At 74.0% G+C, this 16,795-nt stretch carries 10 protein-coding genes; 2 read left to right on the plus strand and 8 right to left on the minus strand.

Annotated elements, in window-relative coordinates:
• Nucleotides 1–8: 8 nt before the first annotated feature.
• Nucleotides 9–782, plus strand: coding sequence for a class I SAM-dependent methyltransferase (locus ACFWNV_RS20710; protein ID WP_383948886.1), 774 nt, complete (start codon nucleotides 9–11; stop codon nucleotides 780–782).
• On the opposite strand, the gene ACFWNV_RS20715 is transcribed toward ACFWNV_RS20710, so the two are convergent.
• The 4 genes from ACFWNV_RS20715 to ACFWNV_RS20730 all read right to left on the minus strand — a co-directional run bounded on the left by ACFWNV_RS20715 (nucleotide 742) and on the right by ACFWNV_RS20730 (nucleotide 9,077).
• Nucleotides 742–4,359 (minus strand): SAV_2336 N-terminal domain-related protein, encoded by a 3,618-nt coding sequence (locus ACFWNV_RS20715; RefSeq protein WP_383948889.1) that lies wholly within the window; start codon nucleotides 4,357–4,359, stop codon nucleotides 742–744. The two genes, ACFWNV_RS20710 and ACFWNV_RS20715, sit on opposite strands and share 41 nt — an antisense overlap.
• Nucleotides 4,356–5,492 (minus strand): AAA family ATPase, encoded by a 1,137-nt coding sequence (locus tag ACFWNV_RS20720; protein ID WP_383948892.1) that lies wholly within the window; start codon nucleotides 5,490–5,492, stop codon nucleotides 4,356–4,358. Before ACFWNV_RS20720 ends, ACFWNV_RS20715 begins: the two co-directional genes overlap by 4 nt.
• A gap of 100 nt (nucleotides 5,493–5,592) precedes the next feature.
• Nucleotides 5,593–7,818 (minus strand): hypothetical protein, encoded by a 2,226-nt coding sequence (locus ACFWNV_RS20725; RefSeq protein WP_383948894.1) that lies wholly within the window; start codon nucleotides 7,816–7,818, stop codon nucleotides 5,593–5,595.
• Complete coding sequence (locus ACFWNV_RS20730; protein ID WP_383948897.1) at nucleotides 7,815–9,077, minus strand: hypothetical protein; 1,263 nt, start codon at nucleotides 9,075–9,077, stop codon at nucleotides 7,815–7,817. Before ACFWNV_RS20730 ends, ACFWNV_RS20725 begins: the two co-directional genes overlap by 4 nt.
• A 265-nt stretch (nucleotides 9,078–9,342) precedes the next feature.
• Here ACFWNV_RS20730 and ACFWNV_RS20735 point away from each other — a divergent pair, with 265 nt between their 5' ends.
• Entirely contained in the window at nucleotides 9,343–11,649 is a 2,307-nt protein-coding gene (locus ACFWNV_RS20735; protein WP_383948900.1) for an immune inhibitor A domain-containing protein, read from the plus strand.
• A 45-nt stretch (nucleotides 11,650–11,694) separates the two neighbouring features.
• Here the strand turns inward: ACFWNV_RS20735 and ACFWNV_RS20740 are convergent, their stop codons facing one another.
• The 4 genes from ACFWNV_RS20740 to ACFWNV_RS20755 all read right to left on the minus strand — a co-directional run bounded on the left by ACFWNV_RS20740 (nucleotide 11,695) and on the right by ACFWNV_RS20755 (nucleotide 16,397).
• Nucleotides 11,695–12,072, minus strand: coding sequence for a VOC family protein (locus ACFWNV_RS20740; protein WP_383948902.1), 378 nt, complete (start codon nucleotides 12,070–12,072; stop codon nucleotides 11,695–11,697).
• A 36-nt stretch (nucleotides 12,073–12,108) separates the two neighbouring features.
• Nucleotides 12,109–13,581: an FAD-dependent oxidoreductase gene (locus tag ACFWNV_RS20745; RefSeq protein ID WP_383948905.1), complete on the minus strand. Its 1,473-nt coding sequence runs from the start codon at nucleotides 13,579–13,581 to the stop codon at nucleotides 12,109–12,111.
• A 154-nt stretch (nucleotides 13,582–13,735) separates the two neighbouring features.
• Nucleotides 13,736–15,337, minus strand: coding sequence for an esterase/lipase family protein (locus ACFWNV_RS20750; RefSeq protein ID WP_383948908.1), 1,602 nt, complete (start codon nucleotides 15,335–15,337; stop codon nucleotides 13,736–13,738).
• A 103-nt stretch (nucleotides 15,338–15,440) separates the two neighbouring features.
• Nucleotides 15,441–16,397: an oxidoreductase gene (locus tag ACFWNV_RS20755; protein ID WP_383948911.1), complete on the minus strand. Its 957-nt coding sequence runs from the start codon at nucleotides 16,395–16,397 to the stop codon at nucleotides 15,441–15,443.
• Between the last annotated feature and the right edge of the window lie 398 nt (nucleotides 16,398–16,795).

Raw genomic sequence — 16,795 nt, forward strand, 5'->3', positions numbered from 1 at the left:
GGCGGCACATGAACGACGGTGAAGCGGTACGGGGCGACCAGTACGACGACGAGTCGGAGGACTACGTCGCCTACTGGCAGGGGCGCGACTACGAACACGCGGCGGAGATAGCCGCGGTCAAACGACTGGTCGGCGACCGCCGTTACGAGCTCGTCTGTGAAGTGGGCGGCGGCTTCGGACGGTTGAGCCCGGTCCTCAAGGAGTACGCGGACCGGGTCATGATGTGCGACCCGAGCGCCAAGCACGTGGCCATCGCCGGGCGGCTACTGGCCGGCCACCCCGGGATCACGGCGCACTCCATGCGCCCCGGCCAACTGCCGCTCGACGACGGCTCGGCCGATCTCGTCTCCATGATCCGCGTCATGCACCACCTTCCCGACCCCGGCCCCACGCTGCGCGAGATCGCACGCGTCCTGAAGCCCGGCGGCCGCGCCCTGATCGAGGTGGCCAACTCCGCGCACATGCTGAACAAGCTGCGCTACGCGAAGCGGCTGCGGGGCGTCCCGCGGGACCCCGTGGACATCCGCTCCGCCGAGAAGGCGGCCGAGGGCGGCATCCCCTTCGTCAACCACCATCCGGACACCGTCGTGGAGCAGTTCGCGCAATCCGGCCTACGGGTCGAGGACAAGCTCTCGGTGTCCAACATGCGCAGCGGCCGCCTGAAGCGCAGCCTGGGCGAGGACCGCCTGCTGGCGGTCGAGCAACGCGTCCAGAGCCCCCTGGCCGCCCTCAACTTCGGCCCTAGCCTGTTCTTCCTGCTCCGTCGGGGCCTCCCAGAGTGAACGTGGCGGAACCCGACGGCGGCACGTAGGGCAGCCACGTGCCGGGGAGGTCTCCGGGATGCGCGAACGTCACGTCCGAGAAGTCGGCCCGCCCCGCGAAATCCGCGTCGGCGAACGTCACCCGGTCGGCGAACCCCGTGGACGAGAAGGACGCGTGGTCGGCGAAGACGGCCCGGTCGAAGGTAGCCCGGTCCATGAAGCGGACCTCGTCGAACCGGACGGTCGAGCCCCATACCGCGTCGGCGAAGGAGGCGGGCCCCACGAAGCTGCTCAGCCTCCACTCGGTACGGCCGTGGAAGAGCGTCCGATTGAACTCCGCGTCACCCAGAACCCGCATCCGGCCCATCCGAGCCCTGCCCCACAGCTCGGCCCAGGCCATGTCCAGGTCTCCCGCGAACGCGCTGTCCGTGAAGTCCGCTTCGCCTCCGAAGTCCGCCCGCACGAAGCGTGCTTCGCCGTCGACTGTCACTCCGGCGAACCCGCAGTCACGCCGGAACACCGTTCGCCCGAAGGAGACTCTCCGCTGGAAACGAGCCGCGGAGAAGTCCGCCCGGCCCTCGAAGACGGCTCGGTCGAAGGAAGCAGGGCCCTCGAACTCCGCACCCGGCGTTGACCAGTCGGCGACGAACCGTGCCCGGTCGAACTTGGCCGACCCCAGCCTCACCCGGCCCGTCGGTGGCTCGCTCAGGGCGAGCAGAAGCCGATCGAGCAGATCGTCGGCGAAGGTGGTTCCCCGCAGGTCCACCTTCGATCCCGGACGCAGGGCATCGAGGTAGTCGGCGCGCTCCGTGCCGCTCGCGTGCACGAGGCAGCGCCTGCTCCACGGCAGCCGGATGCCGATGCACCCGCCCGGCCCCTCCGCCGGGCTCGGGTATCCGCACCGCGACCAGCCGATTCCCGGCTCGTCGATGCTCAGCTCGGCATCGGCCAGCGCCCGCGCCACCGCGGCGGGGCGGTCCGACTCCGCTGCCAGGGCTTCCAGCCCGCTGATACGGCGCAGCGAATCACCGTTGACGACGAGGACGGTCCCCGACGTGCCGAGGCTGCTCTGCCGCTCCAGGAGGTCGCTGCGGTGGACCAGTGCCAGGGCCTCGTCCGCCGCAGGACCCCGAATCCCCTCCCCGTCCAGTGTGAACTCCCCGGCGGCCAGGGCAACGATCAGGGCGGCCTCCCATTCCCCGGAGCCGCCGCGCAGCCGTGCCAGGGCCTCCGGGAGTGCGGCCAGGGTGAGCCCGGCCCGGCCGAGGGCGCCCGGATCGGCCAGGGGAACCAGCAGGACCCCGTCCGATCGGCGAAGGCTCACCCCGCCGGCACCCGAATCCGCCTGCACCCGGCCGACCAGCATGGTCAGCTCCTCCTCCGCCGACCGGCCGACCGGGCCCAGTTCGACGTGGAGGCGTACCGCCATGCAGATGCCCGACCGCACGTTGCGGACCTGCTCGTGCGCCGCCACGACCTCGCGGAATCCCGGCTGTTCCCGCAGCGCGTGCCCCGTCAGGAACACCATCCGGTCCGGCAGCACGCTGTGCACGATGCCCACCAGCAGTCCGCCGTGGGAGACCGGGGAGCCCGTGTAGTGGCTCCAGGCCTCCGGTTCGGCGGAGAGCCGGACGAGTTCCCCGTTGCGTTCCCCCTCGTACGGGAGGACCTCGCCGGTCAGTGCCACCGCCTCGCCCTGGTCCGTCGAACCGTCCACGACGAGGTGGTCCCCCGCGGCGGCGAATCCCGCCGCCCAGGCCGGCCCCGACCAGTCGGCGGGGTCCACGATGTCCGTGTGCGAGACGAGCAGGAGCACTTGGGGCGCCGCCCCGTCTCCCCACGCCTGCTGACAGAGGAACTCCTGGTCCCCGACCCGGACCCATGCGGTAGCGCTCGTCCGCTGGGTCTGAGCCGACTCGCCGACCGCCAGGACGAGTCGGGGAGACAGGAGGACGCCCACCGCCTGCGGTTCCCCCTGCGGCTCGAAGCGGACCCGGACCACCCGGTCGGCCAGCCCCGACACCGGCCCCGCGGCGACGGCGAACGGCATGGCTTCCGGGGTGAGTTCGCGCCGTCCGCCGCCCCGGGGCCCGCGGCGGATGGCGGTGAACTCGCGGCCGGTGCCGCGCGCGTGGGCCATGTACTCCCACACCCGGCGCCGCACCAGCTCCCGTACGGCGGCCACGTCTCCGCGCAGCTGGGACCCGAGCAGGGCTTCCCGTACGCCCGGCAGGAACTCGAACTGCACGGTGTCTGCGTGCTGTTCGCCGTCCCACGGGGCGAGCAGTCCGCCCAGGGCGACTTCGGCGAGGTGGCCGTGTTCGGACCCCCGCAGCAGGGAGCGGCGTACGAGGGTCATCACGGGCAGGGTGAGCGGTACGGCGGCCAGGTGGTCGGCGAGGCGCTGGGCGGTCGGCGAGGCGCTCGCGCGGAAGCGCTCCACCGCCTCCAGGGGGTCCGGGAGGAGCGCCGGGCCTTCGGGCGTGGTCGCGTACGAGGCTCCGCGCGCGGGTTCCGCGTCCAGGCGCAGGCACGCGAGGCGGCGCCAGCGGCCGTCGCCGGACACCACGCGGACCAGCCGGGCCAGGCTCCCGGAGGCGATGCCGACGACCGGGATCACCGCCCCGCCGCCGCGGGCCCGCCGGGACATCGGGACCCGCTGCCAGGAGCGGGTGGCCGCCGCGGGCCGGTCCGCGCGGACGGCGAAGGGGACCGGCCGGACCGCCCCGCGCGTCCAGAGCCGCTCGGGCAGGACGTTCAGTACGGCCACGGCATTGTGCGCCGACCACTGCCGGAGCACGCCGCGCAGCGGGGCTTCGCGCCAGCCGCCGGCCACCGTGTCGGAGAGCACCAGGATCAGCCGCCGGCCCGCCGGGTCCACCAGTTCCCGGGGGTTGCGGGGCGGGCCGTCGCGATGGTGCGCGATCACGGGCACGCCGCCGGGGCCGGTGCCGGCGAGCCGCCAGGTCCGTACGTCCCGGAAGACCCCACTGCGGGTGAGGACCCCGCGCACCTCGTCCACCAGGTCGGACCAGAGCAGCATCGAGTGGTGGGAGTCGACGACCAGGGCCACGTCCAGCCAGCGGCTCTCGGCGGGGCGCAGGACCGGGGTGAGCACCATCCGCTCGATGCTGCGCTCGACGGTGAGCTGCTCGTCCAGCTCCTCCCCCGGCCCGCCGATGCTGCGGCGGCCGATCGGGCGCAGGGCGCGCATCAGGGCGAGCGGGTCGTCGAGGGTGGCGGCGCGCGGCAGCCGCACCGCGGTGCCCCGGCGCGCGGGCGCGGCGGCGCCTCCCGCGGCCCGGCCGGCGGCGGGCTCCGCCGGGCCCTTGGGGTCGGGGGCGGGTACGGCCGCAGGGTAGTACTGGACTCCCGGATCGACGGCTCCGCCGCGCGCCTTGGCCGGTAACTCGGTGTCGTTCGCCTCCGGTTCGGGTCCGGCGGCCGGGGGTTCCCCGGGGGGATCCGGCCGGGGGGCGGCCGCGTCCACCCGGGTCGCGAGCCACAGGATGTCGGCGATCTCCTCCGCTCCGAGCCCGGGGCGCGGGCCGTTGTCCTCGGCGCCCTCGGCCAGGGCGGCGAGGAGCTTCTCGATCACGCTGAGGGCCCGGTGAGGTGGTGCATGACGGTGTCGAGGAAGCGCTGGCGGTCTCCGGGGGCCGACCAGGCACCGGCCAGGCGCAGTTGGATGGCGTTGAGGAGCTGATCGGTGGCGAGGTCGCCGTCCTCGGCGCGCTCCAGGAAGCTCTGGACCAGATCGCGGTACTCGTCGCTGCTCTCGATGTCGACGCCGAGCCGGCCGCGGACGATGCGGGCGAGCTTGTCGGGGTCCGGCGGGTCCAGGTGGAGACGGACGCAGCGGCGCAGGAAGGCGGGCGGGAAATCGCGTTCGCCGTTGCTGGTGAGGACGACGATGGGGAAGTACCGGCACTGGACACGGCCTTGGGTGATTCGGACGGCCTCCTCCGTGTCGTCGTCGGTGCCGATGGCGACGGTGGGGGCCTCCTTGACGAGCCGGGCGAGCTCGGGGATGACGAAGCCACCGTCTTCGAAGACGGTGAGGAGGTCTCCGGGGAGGTCGATGTCGCTCTTGTCGATCTCGTCCACGAGCAGGACGCGGGGGCGGTCCTGGGGCAGCAGGGCCGTGCCGAGGGGGCCGAGGCGCAGGTAGCGGGCGATGGACGGGCCGCCCCCGGCGGAGCCTGCGGCGGGGACCGCGACCGAGGCGGCGACCGAGCCGGCGGCCGAGGCCGAGGCGACGGCCCGGGCGCGGACCGCGGGCGGCTCGGCTCCGGGTGTCCGCATCTGCTCCAGCCCGGCCTCCTGGAGCCGGCCGATGGCGTCGTACAGGTAGAGGCCGTCGCGCAGCACCGTACGGCTGGTGACCGGCCAGTGCAGTACCGGCCCGAGGCCCAGGTCGGCGGCGATGCTGGAGGCGAGCGTGGACTTGCCGACTCCCGGTTTACCGGTGATCAGCAGCGGCCGGCGCAGGTGCAGGGCCGTGTTGACCACGTCCTTCTCCAGCTCGTCGGGCACGTAGCCCTCGCCGCGCCGCCAGGTGCGCTCCCAGGCCGGCCCCTCGCAGCCGGGGGGTGCGTACCCCGGATCGGGGACGCCTTTGAAATCGCGCCAGGGCGGTGGCGGTCCCGCCTCCAGCCTGGCCCGGCGCTCGGCGGCCTCGCCGGTCCCTTGGTACAGCCACCAGTCCTTCACCACTGCCTCTGCCTCCATCGTCGGTGTCGCGGGCCCTTGCCGCGCACGGTCATCGGGATCGGTGCGGATGCGAAGTCGGGGGGCGGGGTCGGGAGCGGGGTCGCGAGCGGGATCGGATTCACGCCAGGGACCGGAGGGTGAGGGTGTCGTCGGGATCGTCCCACAAGAGGACCAACCGGTCTCCCCCCGGCGGCTGTCGGCCGTCGCCGCCGGGGGCGCCCGCGCCCGCGACGGCCGCCGCCCGGCGCACCGCGCGCACGCGGGCGGGCAGCGCGAGCACGTCGAGTGCGCCGGGGTCGGGCGGCCGCCCGTCCTCGCCGGCCGGGACCAGCAGATCGAGCAGGTCGCCCGCGGACGCGCCCGGACCTGCGCCTCCGGCGCTCCCGCCACCGCCGCCGCCCCCTGAAGCCACCGCGCGGCCGGCCCCGGCGTACGCGAAGCCGCCGGAAGCCGCCTGCGCCGCTCCGGCCCGGTCCGCTCCCGCCCGGTCCGCTCCGGCCCGGTCCGTGCCCGCCGGAGCGGGGCCGCGGCGCCAGAGGGCCACCGGGACACCGCCCTCCAGGACCGCCTCCACCACCGCCGACGTCCGCGCCCCGGCCCGGGTGTGGGCCAGTACGCACGCGGGCGCCGGTCCCGCGCCCAGCTCCATGCCGAGCCCGTCGCCCGCGTCCGCGTCGGCCACCACCCTGACCGCCTCCGGGTGCCGGCCGCCCTGGGCCCACAGCCAGCGCCATTTGCCGCGCCATTCGGCGCCGCTGTCCTCGCGTTCCTGCGGGCAGCGCACCACCACCTGGTAGAGCGCCCCGAGGGGCCGGGAGCGCCCGCCCGGGCCGCGCGGGACCGGCCACTGGTCGAAGTCCAGGTCGAGCAGCTCGTACGGTACGTGGAACTCGATCCGCTCCACCGCCCCGGACGGCCGCCCCGCCTCCGCCTCGGCTCCCAACGCCTTCGCCGCGAGTGCCAGTTGCCGTACGACTGCGTTCCGTACCGCGTCCAGCCGGACCGGCTCCCCCTCCGATTCCCATATGTGTTCGGTCGCCTCCCGGCGCAGCCACATCCGGGCGAGGAAACCGTCCTCGCCGCCCGGCGGCGTCTCCAGCCGCACGTGCAGGGCCGTCCTGCGCGGGGGCGGGGGCGGGGGCGGCAGCGCGGGCAGGCCGAGGCGCTCGCGGGTGGCGCGCACCCAGTCGCGCGCCCGGACCGCCCAGCGCTCGTCGCCCGCCGCGCCCTGTTCCCCGAGGAACCGTACGAAGGGCACCGCGAGCGGCATGCCGCCCGGCCCGCCGTGGCGTTCGTCGAGGTCCTGGACCACCTCCAGCAGGCTGTCGCCGGGCAGGCCGCCCCGGGCGGGGGCCGCGCAGCCGGCCGCCTTGAACGCCCACAGGTACGCCTCGTGGGCGCAGCGCGGCAGGTCGCGGTCCGCGAAGAGCTCGCCGAGCCCGTCCCAGGCGCTCTGGTCGAGGCGGCCCGCGGCCGGCGGCGCCAGTCCGGGGACGTCGTCGTCGAGGAAGGAGGAGGCGTCCCAGTTGCGGTCCACGACGAACTGCGGGAGCTGCCAGCCCTCGCCGCGTTCGCGCAGGTCCAGGAAGGTCCGGTGGATGGAGCGGGCGGTGTCGGCGAGACCGGAGACGGCCTCGCGCACCGGGCGTTCGCCGAGTTCGGCGAGGAGTTCCTCGGTGAAGCGGCCGGCGCCGCGCTCGGCGTCGTTCTTCGCCGCCTCGCCCTCGCGGGAGGCGTACAGGCGGAACTGGCGCCGCCCCGGGACGGTGGCGCCGCCGCCGTAGTCGTTGGCCCCGAAGTTCCACCGGGCCTCGCGGGGCGCGTCGACCCGGCAGGCGTCCACCAGGGCGGCCTGGTGGCGGAAGATCTCGCGCCTGACCAGGCTGGTGCGCCACCAGCGCAGCGCGGAGTCGAGGTTGAGGTGGAGGATCTGGCCGGGCCGGGCGTCCGCGGAGGGCAGCATCAGGTCACCGCGGAGCGGTTCCGTGTAGCCGTGTCCGGCCCAGAAGATCACGAGTAAATCTCCGTCGCATGCGGGGAGTTCGCTGAAGAGCACCGTTTTCGTGTTGGCCTCGGTCGCCGGGCGGTGCGTACCGCGCAGGGCTTCCAGACCGGCGGAGGCCGACCAGTCGAGGGAGTCCGGGTCGTCGAGCGGGGACAGCAACAGCCGTACGTGGCCCGGCGGTACCCCTCCCGGTCCGGTCAGCCAGCGGGCGAAGCGCAGGGCGTCGCGGGCCGGGCCGCGCAGGTTCCAGTGGCGGCTGATCTCGTACTTCTCGACCCCGGCGACGAGCGCGAAGGTGCGCGGCCCCAGCTCGGAGGGCGGGAGGCCGAGGGGGTTCACCCGATCTCCGCTTCGGTCACCGCCTGTTCGATGCGTGCGTAGAGGGAGTCCTGTTTCCAGTAGGCGCTGTGGCAGGCCGGGAAGGGCTGGCGGCTGCCGATCTCCTGGTCGGTGACGCGCGGGTCGCCGGGGAAGACGGGCTCGGCGAGGTAGGAGAGCACGTCCTGGCGGTCGTAGACGTTGAGCCAGCGCGGGAAGGCGTACGGGAGCTTGGTGCCCGGCACCACCCCTGCCAGGGCGCCGAGTTCGTAGAGGAAGGGGGCCTGCGAGCCGACGGTGACGAGCAGTTCGACCCCGGGCACCGGCTCGCCGCGGGCGGCCGCGAGGGCGAGGAGGTCCACCAGGGCGATGCCGCCGAGGCTGTGGCCGATGAGGACGGTCGGTCCGGGATCGGCGGTGATCCGCTCGTGCAGGAACGCGCGGAGGTCGGCGCCGCGGGCCTGGTAGCGCAGGATGTCGCCGAGGGCGGGGGTGGCCCCGACGGTGAGGGAGCCGCGCCAGGCGTTGAGCAGTGGCTGGGTGGTGACGCGCATCGCGAGCCGGCCGAGGACGGCGGCGGCGCGGGCGCCGGGGACCCGGGCGTCGCCGCCGAGGCGGGCGGTGATCAGCTCGACCAGGCGGTCGCGTTCGGTTCCGGTGCAGTCGGCCTCGGCTCCGGCCGAGCCGAGCGCGGCGGCGGTCACCGCGCGGGCCAGGGCCTTGGCCAGCTCCCGGGCCTGCGTCTCGCCGGTGGCCCGGCTCCCGGCGCGGGCGGCCTCGGCGGAGCGGGAGACGGTCTCCAGGGCGGCGGGGAATCCGGCGGCGAGGCCGGTGCCGTGCAGCAGCGCGGCCTGTTCGCCGCCGTCGGGGAGGCCGGGGAGTGCGGCGAGCAGGTCCAGCACGCGGTCTCCCGCGGACTGCACGCCGGGCATGGCGAAGCCGTCCGCGTAGGGATCGCCGGGGTCCTCGTCGGGGAGGACACCGGCGCCGGTGTCCCAGCCCGCTTCCGCCAGGACCCGCAGCTCGCAGAGCGGGTCGGCGATCAGCAGCCCCCACTCGGCGATCTCCTCCTCGTCCGCGCCGGGGGCCGCGCCGTCGGCGCCCAGTCCGGGCACCGAGCGCCCCTGGGCGCTGAGGGTGGCCCCGAACCGCTCCCCCCAGAAGCAGGAGTCGACGCAGGCCCCGGGGAACCGGGCGGTCAGCCGGTCCCGGACCAGGGCGAAGAGCATGTCGTGGCGCTCGCGCCGCACCCCCGTGCCGTGCACAAACAGAAATCGCATCGCGGTTCCGCCCCCTCGCACCGTCGCCCCCGCTGGGCACGATAGCGCCGCGCGGTGAACGGGGCCCTCGGAACGTCGAGTTCGGCGGGGCCGTCGCGTTCGGAGGGGTCAGGGAGCAGGTCCCGGCCGCCCTCCCGCCTTGCGCTCCTCCCCTCTTCCCACACCTATCAATCATCTGTCACATGTGAAATATTACTCCCGCTCCGGCCAACCCGACCGACCGGAACTCCCAGAAAGGCCAGCCATCTTGCGCAGACTCGCTGCGGTGGGAGCGGCGATATCACTCGCCCTCCTCGCCGCCCCCGCGCTCGCCGCCACCGCACCCCCGACCCCGGCGCCGGCGCCCGCCGGGCAGCAGCCCGACCGGGCCGCTCCGCCGCCCGCCCCCCTCGAACTCCAGCGGCAGGCCCTGCGCCGCCAGGCCCTCGAAGAGGTGGCCGCGGGCCGCCCCGACGGCCTGCGCGCAGGGGCCGACGGCAGGCTCCCGCGCCAGGCCAAGATCGGCAAGCGGTACGTCGAGCTGGCCCAGGAGCGCAAGGACAAGGTCTTCGTGATCCTGGCCGAGTTCGGCGACCAGGTCGACAACACCACGGAGTTCGAGGGAAAGCCGCGCTTCGGCGGCACCCCGGGCCCGGCGCACAACACGATCGGCAAGCCGGCCGCGGACGACAACCACACCCTGTGGCGCAAGGACTTCGACCGGTCCTTCTACCAGAAGCAGTTCTTCTCCACCGACCCGCAGTCGGCGTCCCTGCGCTCCTACTACCGGCTCCAGTCCTCCGGCCGGTACGACATGGACGGCATGGTGACCGACTGGGTCAAACTCCCCTGGAACGAAGCCCGTTACGGCACCGACAACTGCTCCGAGTCCGGCCAGTGCCGGAGCAACTGGGACATGATCCGGGACGCCACCGATTCCTGGTACCGCTCCGAACGCGCGAAGGGCCGTACGGCCGAACAGATCAAGGCGCAGCTCGCCGAGTACGACGTGTGGGACCGCTACGACGCCGACCACGACGGCAACTTCGACGAGCCGGACGGCTACCTCGACCACCTCGTCGTCGTCCACGCGGGCAAGGACGGCACCTGGGGCGGCGGCACGCAGGGCAAGGACGCCGTGTGGGCGCACCGCTGGTTCGCCTACTGGAACCAGGCCGGCAGCGCGGGCCCGGCCGGCAACAAGGCGGGCGGCACCCCCGTCGGCGACACCGGCATCTGGGCCGGGGACTACCTGACCGGCGGGGAGAACAGCGGCGCGGGCCTCTTCGCGCACGAGTTCGGGCACGACCTGGGCCTGCCGGACCTGTACAGCTCGGACGGGGACAACAGCGTCAACTTCTGGTCGCTGATGTCCTCGGCGTCCTACCTGGGCAAGGGCCGCAATTCCACGGGCGAGTTCCCGGGCGACCTCGACCCCTGGAGCAAGCTGCAACTGGGCTGGCTCCAGTACACGGAGGCCGATGCGGGCCGCACCACGCGGGCCACGCTCGGGGTGTCCGGCTACAACACCGAGGACCCGCAGGCCCTGTTGGTGCACCTGCCGCCGTCGGTGACCACGACCGAGCTGGCCGACCCGTACGAGGGCGGCAGCCAGTGGTGGAGCGGCACCGGCGACTTCATGGACAACACCCTGTCGCGGACCGTGGACCTCTCGGGGATCGCCGCCGGGACACCGGCCCGCCTGGACGCGCGGGTCTGGTACGACATCGAGCAGGACTTCGACTACCTGACGGTGGAGGCCTCCACGGACGGCGGAGCCGCCTGGACGGCGCTGCCGGGCACGGTGGACGCGGCGCCGATCGGGGCGAAGGGCATCTCCGGCACCTCCGCGGGCTGGACGCAGCTCTCGATCCCACTGACCCACTTCGACGGCAAGCGGGTCCAGTTGAGGCTTCGGGTCACCTCCGACAGCAATACGCACGGCAAGGGCGTCACCTTCGACGACATCCGCGTCACGGCGGGCGACGACGGCCGGGTGCTGCTGCGCGACGGCGCGGAGCAGGGCGCGAACGGCTGGACCGCGGTCAAGTGGTCCCGTACGGAGGGCCGTACGGGCAGCGAGCAGCACCCGCGGGCGTACTTCGTGGAGAACCGCCGCTACACCGGCTACGGCAGCCTGCTGCGGACGGGCCCGTACAACTTCGGCTTCACGGGCGACAAGGTGGAGTTCTACCCGTACCAGCAGGGCGTGCTGGTCTGGCTCTGGGACACCGCGTACAGCGACAACACCACCAAGGCGCACCCCGGCGGCGGCATGCTGCTGCCCGTCGACTCCCGCCCGGAGCCGCTGACCCACACGGACGGCACCCTGCTCAACGCGCGTGCGCAGACCTTCGACGCCCCCTTCTCCCTCGGGAGGAGCGACCGCATCGTCCTGCACAAGGCGGGCGTCCCGACCGTGATCCCGGCCCGCAGCGGCGTACCCGTCTTCGACGACCGCCACGGGACGTACTGGAACGCGCAGCTGCCGCAGCTCGGGGTCAAGGTCCCGGACACCGGGACCCGGCTCACGGTGGTGAAGGAGGCCGCGGGCGGGGCCCTGACGACGGTACAGCTCACCCCGTCGAAGTGACCTGACGGAGCCGAACGGCAGCAGGGGGTCGGCGGGGGCCGCCGGTCAGTGGCGCACCAGGCAGAACGGGTGCCCGGCCGGATCGGCGTAGACCCGCCAGCCCTCGCCCTCCCGGTCCCCGTCCAGCAGGGTGCCGCCGCAGGCCAGCACCTGCGCGTGGGCCGCCTCCAGGTCCGCGACGGCGAAGTCCAGGTGGAGCTGCTGGGGCCGGGCCGGGTCCGGCCAGCGGGGCGGCCGGTGGTCCTCGGCGTACTGGAAGGCGAGGACCGCACCGGCCGGCAGGTGCAGGGTCGCCCAGGTCTCATCGGTCGCCCAGCGCCGGTCGGGACGGTTGACCTCACCGCCCGTGAGGCACTGGTAGAACCCGGCCAGTGCCGCCGGGTCGGGACAGTCCAGCACCACGCACTGCATCTCGGCGATCACGGGAGGATCCTAGGCGGCCCATGCGGCCCGGGCCGCTCAGGCGGTGCGGCGTGCCCCCCGCTCCGCGGGTGCGCGGTGGTGCGGCGGGTAGGCGGTGGTGTCCGGATCGGCCGGGAGGTGCCGCTTGGACAGGACGCGGACCATCGTGACGGGGTCCAAAAGGGTGCCCGGCGGGCGGGTCAGCGACAGCACCCCGAAGAAGCGGGCGGCGATCGTCCGGTCGACGTTGGCTCCCGCCATCACCCGGGACATGTAGCGCTGCAGGATCCGCGTGGCCCGGTCCGGCGGCGGCCCCTCCGTCACCGCGTACCGCAGGTCCTCGCTGGTGGCGATCTGCCAGGGGACGGCGGCCACCGCACCGGTCCGGCGCTGGATCCGGCGGGAGGCCGCGGCGATCCGCTCCGGGTCCAGGGTGCGGATCTCCTTGGCCAGGGCCTCCGCGGCGAGCGCGGCGACCGTCATCCCGTGCCCGTACACGGGGTTGAAACGGCAGTTGGCGTCGCCGAGGACCAGGAAGCCGGCCGGCCAGCGCTCCAGGCGCTCGTAGTGGCGCCATTCGTTCGCCGTGTTCCGGAAGGCGGTGGGCGCGGACAGCGGGATCGCGTCCCGGATGGCGTCGTACAGGGCCGGGCTGCGCAGGCTCCGCGCGAAGGGCAGGAACTCCTCCTCCCGGACGGGCGGGGCATGTTCGCCGTTCCCGACGAGGGTCACCAGCCAGCGGTTGCCCTCCAGCGGCATCAGCACCCCGCCGCGCGGCAGGTCCGGCCGGCCCTGGACGTACACGCCCTGCCAACTGCGGGCAGGATCGTCCGGGATCGCGAAGTAGCGGCTGGTGTACCCGAGATGGGAGTCGTAGCGGGTGACCGCGGGCGCCGGGTGGCCGATCTCGGTGAGCCAGGCGGGCGCCTTCGAGGTACGGCCGGTCGCATCGACGACCAGGCGTGCGGCCAGCCGCTCGCCGTCGCGCAGCCGCACACCGGTCACCGTGCGGCCGTCCGGCCCGGCGACGAGTCCGGCGGCCGTCGCACCGCCCCGGATCCGCACCCGGGGGTTGCGCAGTACCTCCCGGCGCACCGTCGAGTCGAGCAGCTCCCTGCTCGCGAGGAGCACCCTGGCTCCCGGCACCGGCCCGAACCAGTCGGCGGGGCTCAGCCAGAGGAAGTCGCGCGGCGTGTCGAGGAGGGTCGCCCCCGCGGCCAGCAGCTTGCCGGTGATGCCCGGCAGCATCAGCTCGATCAGCTCCACGCCCCGCGCCCACAGGACGTGCGTGTGCCGGGACTGGGGTATACCGGCTCTGAACACCGGCCCTTCCTGCGGCAGTTCGTCCCGCTCGAGCACGGTGACCCGGGAGAACCGCATCGCGAGCACGCGCGCGGCCAGCAGTCCGGCCATGCCCGCGCCGAGGACCACGGCATGGTCCCCGGCGCGGTCCTCGGAGCGGTCTTCGCTGTGCTCCTCGGCGTGCGGGCCGGTGGTACGTAGGTGGTTGTCCGTTGCGTCGTCGTCCATGCCGCCGAGTGTGGGTGCCGACGGGGCGGCCTGGTCAGGGCCCGGACGGGGCGCCCGGAGGCAGACGGGGGCGGACGGGCTCATATCGGGGCGCGCCCCCGTCCGGACCGTCACCCGGACCATCGCCCGTCCCCCCGTCCGGACCCCCGCCGGATCAGGGGCAGAGAACGGTCCAGGTGACCTTCACGTGCCCGCCGTCGTCCCCGCGGAACTCGCTCGTACGGGTCCCCGGCCGGTCGGTGTACGGATCCCAGGCCATGGTGCCCCGGGCGACCAGGTCGTCGGCCGAGGAGGCGTCGTAGTCCCAGAGGAAGACGCCGATCTCGAACGGTCCGGGTCCGTACGTGGTCCCCGAGCCGACGCGCTGGTAGAAGTACGGGTCCGGGTCGGTGCGGTTGCCCTGGTTGGGGAAGGTCGACGGGTCGGAGCCGGAGCGCGACCACACGGCGGTGCGCGCACCGTCGCCGGTCCGGACCGCAATGTCCCCGTAGAGCGCGGGGCGGGTCGTGCCGTCGTCGAAGTAGGTCAGCTCCGCCTGGTCCACGCGGACCCGGCAGGCGGGAACGCCCTGCACCGGGGTGACGGTGTAGGTGACGGAGACCTCGCCGCCGTCCACACCGGACATCCGGGCGGTGAACCGGCCGAAGCCGAGCGCCGGATCCCAGTGGACGCGGCCGGCGGCCATCACGTCGTCGTTGTTCCCGGCACTGTAGTCGGCGTCGGTGAGGTAGGCGGTGACGGTCGCCCGGCCGCTGAAGACCTGGCTCCGGGCAGGATCGTCGAGCCCGAACCACGGGTCGTGGTCCGGGAAGGCGGTGGCGCCGGACCGGTCGCGGTGCCAGAGGGAGCGGGCGGTCCCCTCGGTGGTGAGGGTGAGGCCGTCGTAGAGCTCGGGCCCGCTCTCGCCGGTGGAGGTGAACCGGGCCGAGTCGACGGTGATCCTGAACGGCCCCGTCTTCAGCTCCACTTCACTCACCGGGTCCTTGGAGAACTCGGCGACGATCTGCCGGCGCACCCAGTCGTTGCCGAGCAGCCCGTAGTGCGAGGGGCAGCCGCTGTCCCCCACCGGCAGCACGTGGTTGACGGCTCCCGCCAGCTCGGTGGAGCGCGGGGCGCGGCTGTCGCCGGGCGGGATCTGCTGGTCGCAGGTGGAGCTGATGGTGGTGTAGCGGGTGGCGCCCGGGGTTTCGTCGCCCGCGTTGAGGGAGTTCAGGAAGGGGCTGCCGGGGGTCATGTCGGCGAGCGAGGCGGCGTGGATGTCGCAGAAGGTGGCGAAGGGGCCGCAGGGCGCCGCGTCCCCCGCCCCGTGGTTGGGCCCGCCGAGCGAGACCCAGGCCCGGACCCGCGAACTCCCGCCGTCCTTCAGGTACTTGCGCGTCAGCAGCGAGCCCATGCTGTGCGCGACCACGTCGACGGGGCGGCTGCCGAACCGTTCGGTGAGGAAGGCGCCGAAGCGGGCGGCGTTGGCGTCGTTGGTGGCGGCCCAGTCGTAGCCGAATTCGGCGAGGTCGCTCGACAGCCACCCCTGCGCGTGCAGATGGTCCTCCAGCCCGTCGAGGGAGGCCGCGGTGTCCCCGAAACCGTGGACGAGAACGACCGGCGTACGCCGCTCCGCCCGGACGGTACCGTCCACGGCGGCCGCGGCCCGCGCCGTCGGGGCGGTGAGCAGGGTGGCGACGAGCGCCGCGGCGAGGGCCGCGGCCAGGGCGACGAGCATCGGGAACAACAAGGGCACGGGCAGGGCGGATCTGCGCATGGCTCTCCCAGGGGATGCGGCGTGACGCAACTCGGAACTCCGAGCTCAGAACTCCGAACTCAGCCTGAAGTGACTGGCGAGTAGCAAGTTAGCCGCCGGGGATTCAGCGCGATAGAGATGTGTACGAGACTCCGGTGAGCTTTTCGGAGGCACCCCAGAGCCGTTCGCCGGACTTGTCGTCCAGGGTCCATTTCGCCCGCCGGGAACGGACGGGCGCACCGCGCCAGCCGAGCCGCGGCCCGATGAACTCGTCGGACCGGACCCCGGGCGCGGTGGCCGCGTACAGGGTGGGCAGCGCGCCGGAGGCGGCGGACTGGGCGATGACGGTGTTGCCGATCGCGTTCCCGAGTGCGGTGGCGGCGGCGGTGAACCGCGAGGTGAAGGTGGTACCCGCCTGCGGGGTCGCCCCCACGTGCAGGTTGGTCGCGGCGTAGCCGGGGTGGGCCGCGGCCGCGACGATCCCGGAACCGGCGGCCGCAAGGCGGCGGGCGAGCTCGTGGGTGAAGAGCAGGTTCGCGCTCTTGGAGCGTCCGTAGGCGATCCAACGGCGGTAGTCCCGCTCGCTGTTCAGGTCGTCGTGGGCCACGTCCCCCAGGACGTGGAAGCTGCTGGAGAGGTTGACGATCCGCGCGCCGGGCGGGGCGTCGAGCAGCCGGGGCAGCAGGAGTCCGGTGAGGGCGAAGTGCCCGAGGTGGTTGACCCCGAACTGCGTCTCGAACCCGTCGGCGGTGCGGCCGTAAGGCAGCGCCATCACACCGGCGTTGTTCACGAGGAGATCAAGGGTGCCGCTCCGCCGCCCGTACGCGGCTGCGAACTCCCGCACGGAGCCCAGATCGGCGAGGTCGAGCTCCATGAACTCCACCTCGGCACCGGGCACTTCCCCCCGCAGCGCGACCTCCGCGGCCCGCCCCCGGGCGGCGCTCCGGCAGGCCAGCACCACCGAGGCGCCGCGGCGTGCGAGTTCCCTGGCGGCGGCGTAGCCGATCCCGCTGTTGCCTCCGGTGACGACGGCAGCGCGCCCACTCTGATCCGGAATCCGGCCAGCCGTCCAACCCGCCATGCCAGCTCCTCCCACCCCGGCAGCCCCAACGACCCACCGACCCCCGCACCCTACTCCGCCCCCACCCCGCTGCACGGGGCGGAGCCCCCGCAGCCCCCACTCGCCACGCCCCGAGGCGAAGCCCCCGCAGCAACCCGCACCGCTGCGCGAGGCAAAGCCCCCGGCCACCCCCCTCACCACTGCCCGAGGCGGCGCCACCACACCCCCCTTGCCGCTGCGCGGGGCGGAGCCCCTGCCTCGACCCATTCCGCTGCGCGGGCGGAGTTCCCCTACCCGCCCTTCCACCGTTCCCCGGGCGCTGCCCGGACCCCGGTCAAACGCCGGACGGGCTGGAGGAGGAGCTCCGGGCTGCGCCCGGACCCCCTGGGGCTCCGCCCCAGACCCCGCGCCTCAAACGC

This window comes from Streptomyces sp. NPDC058401, assembly GCF_042722885.1.
GTDB lineage: Bacteria > Actinomycetota > Actinomycetes > Streptomycetales > Streptomycetaceae > Streptomyces.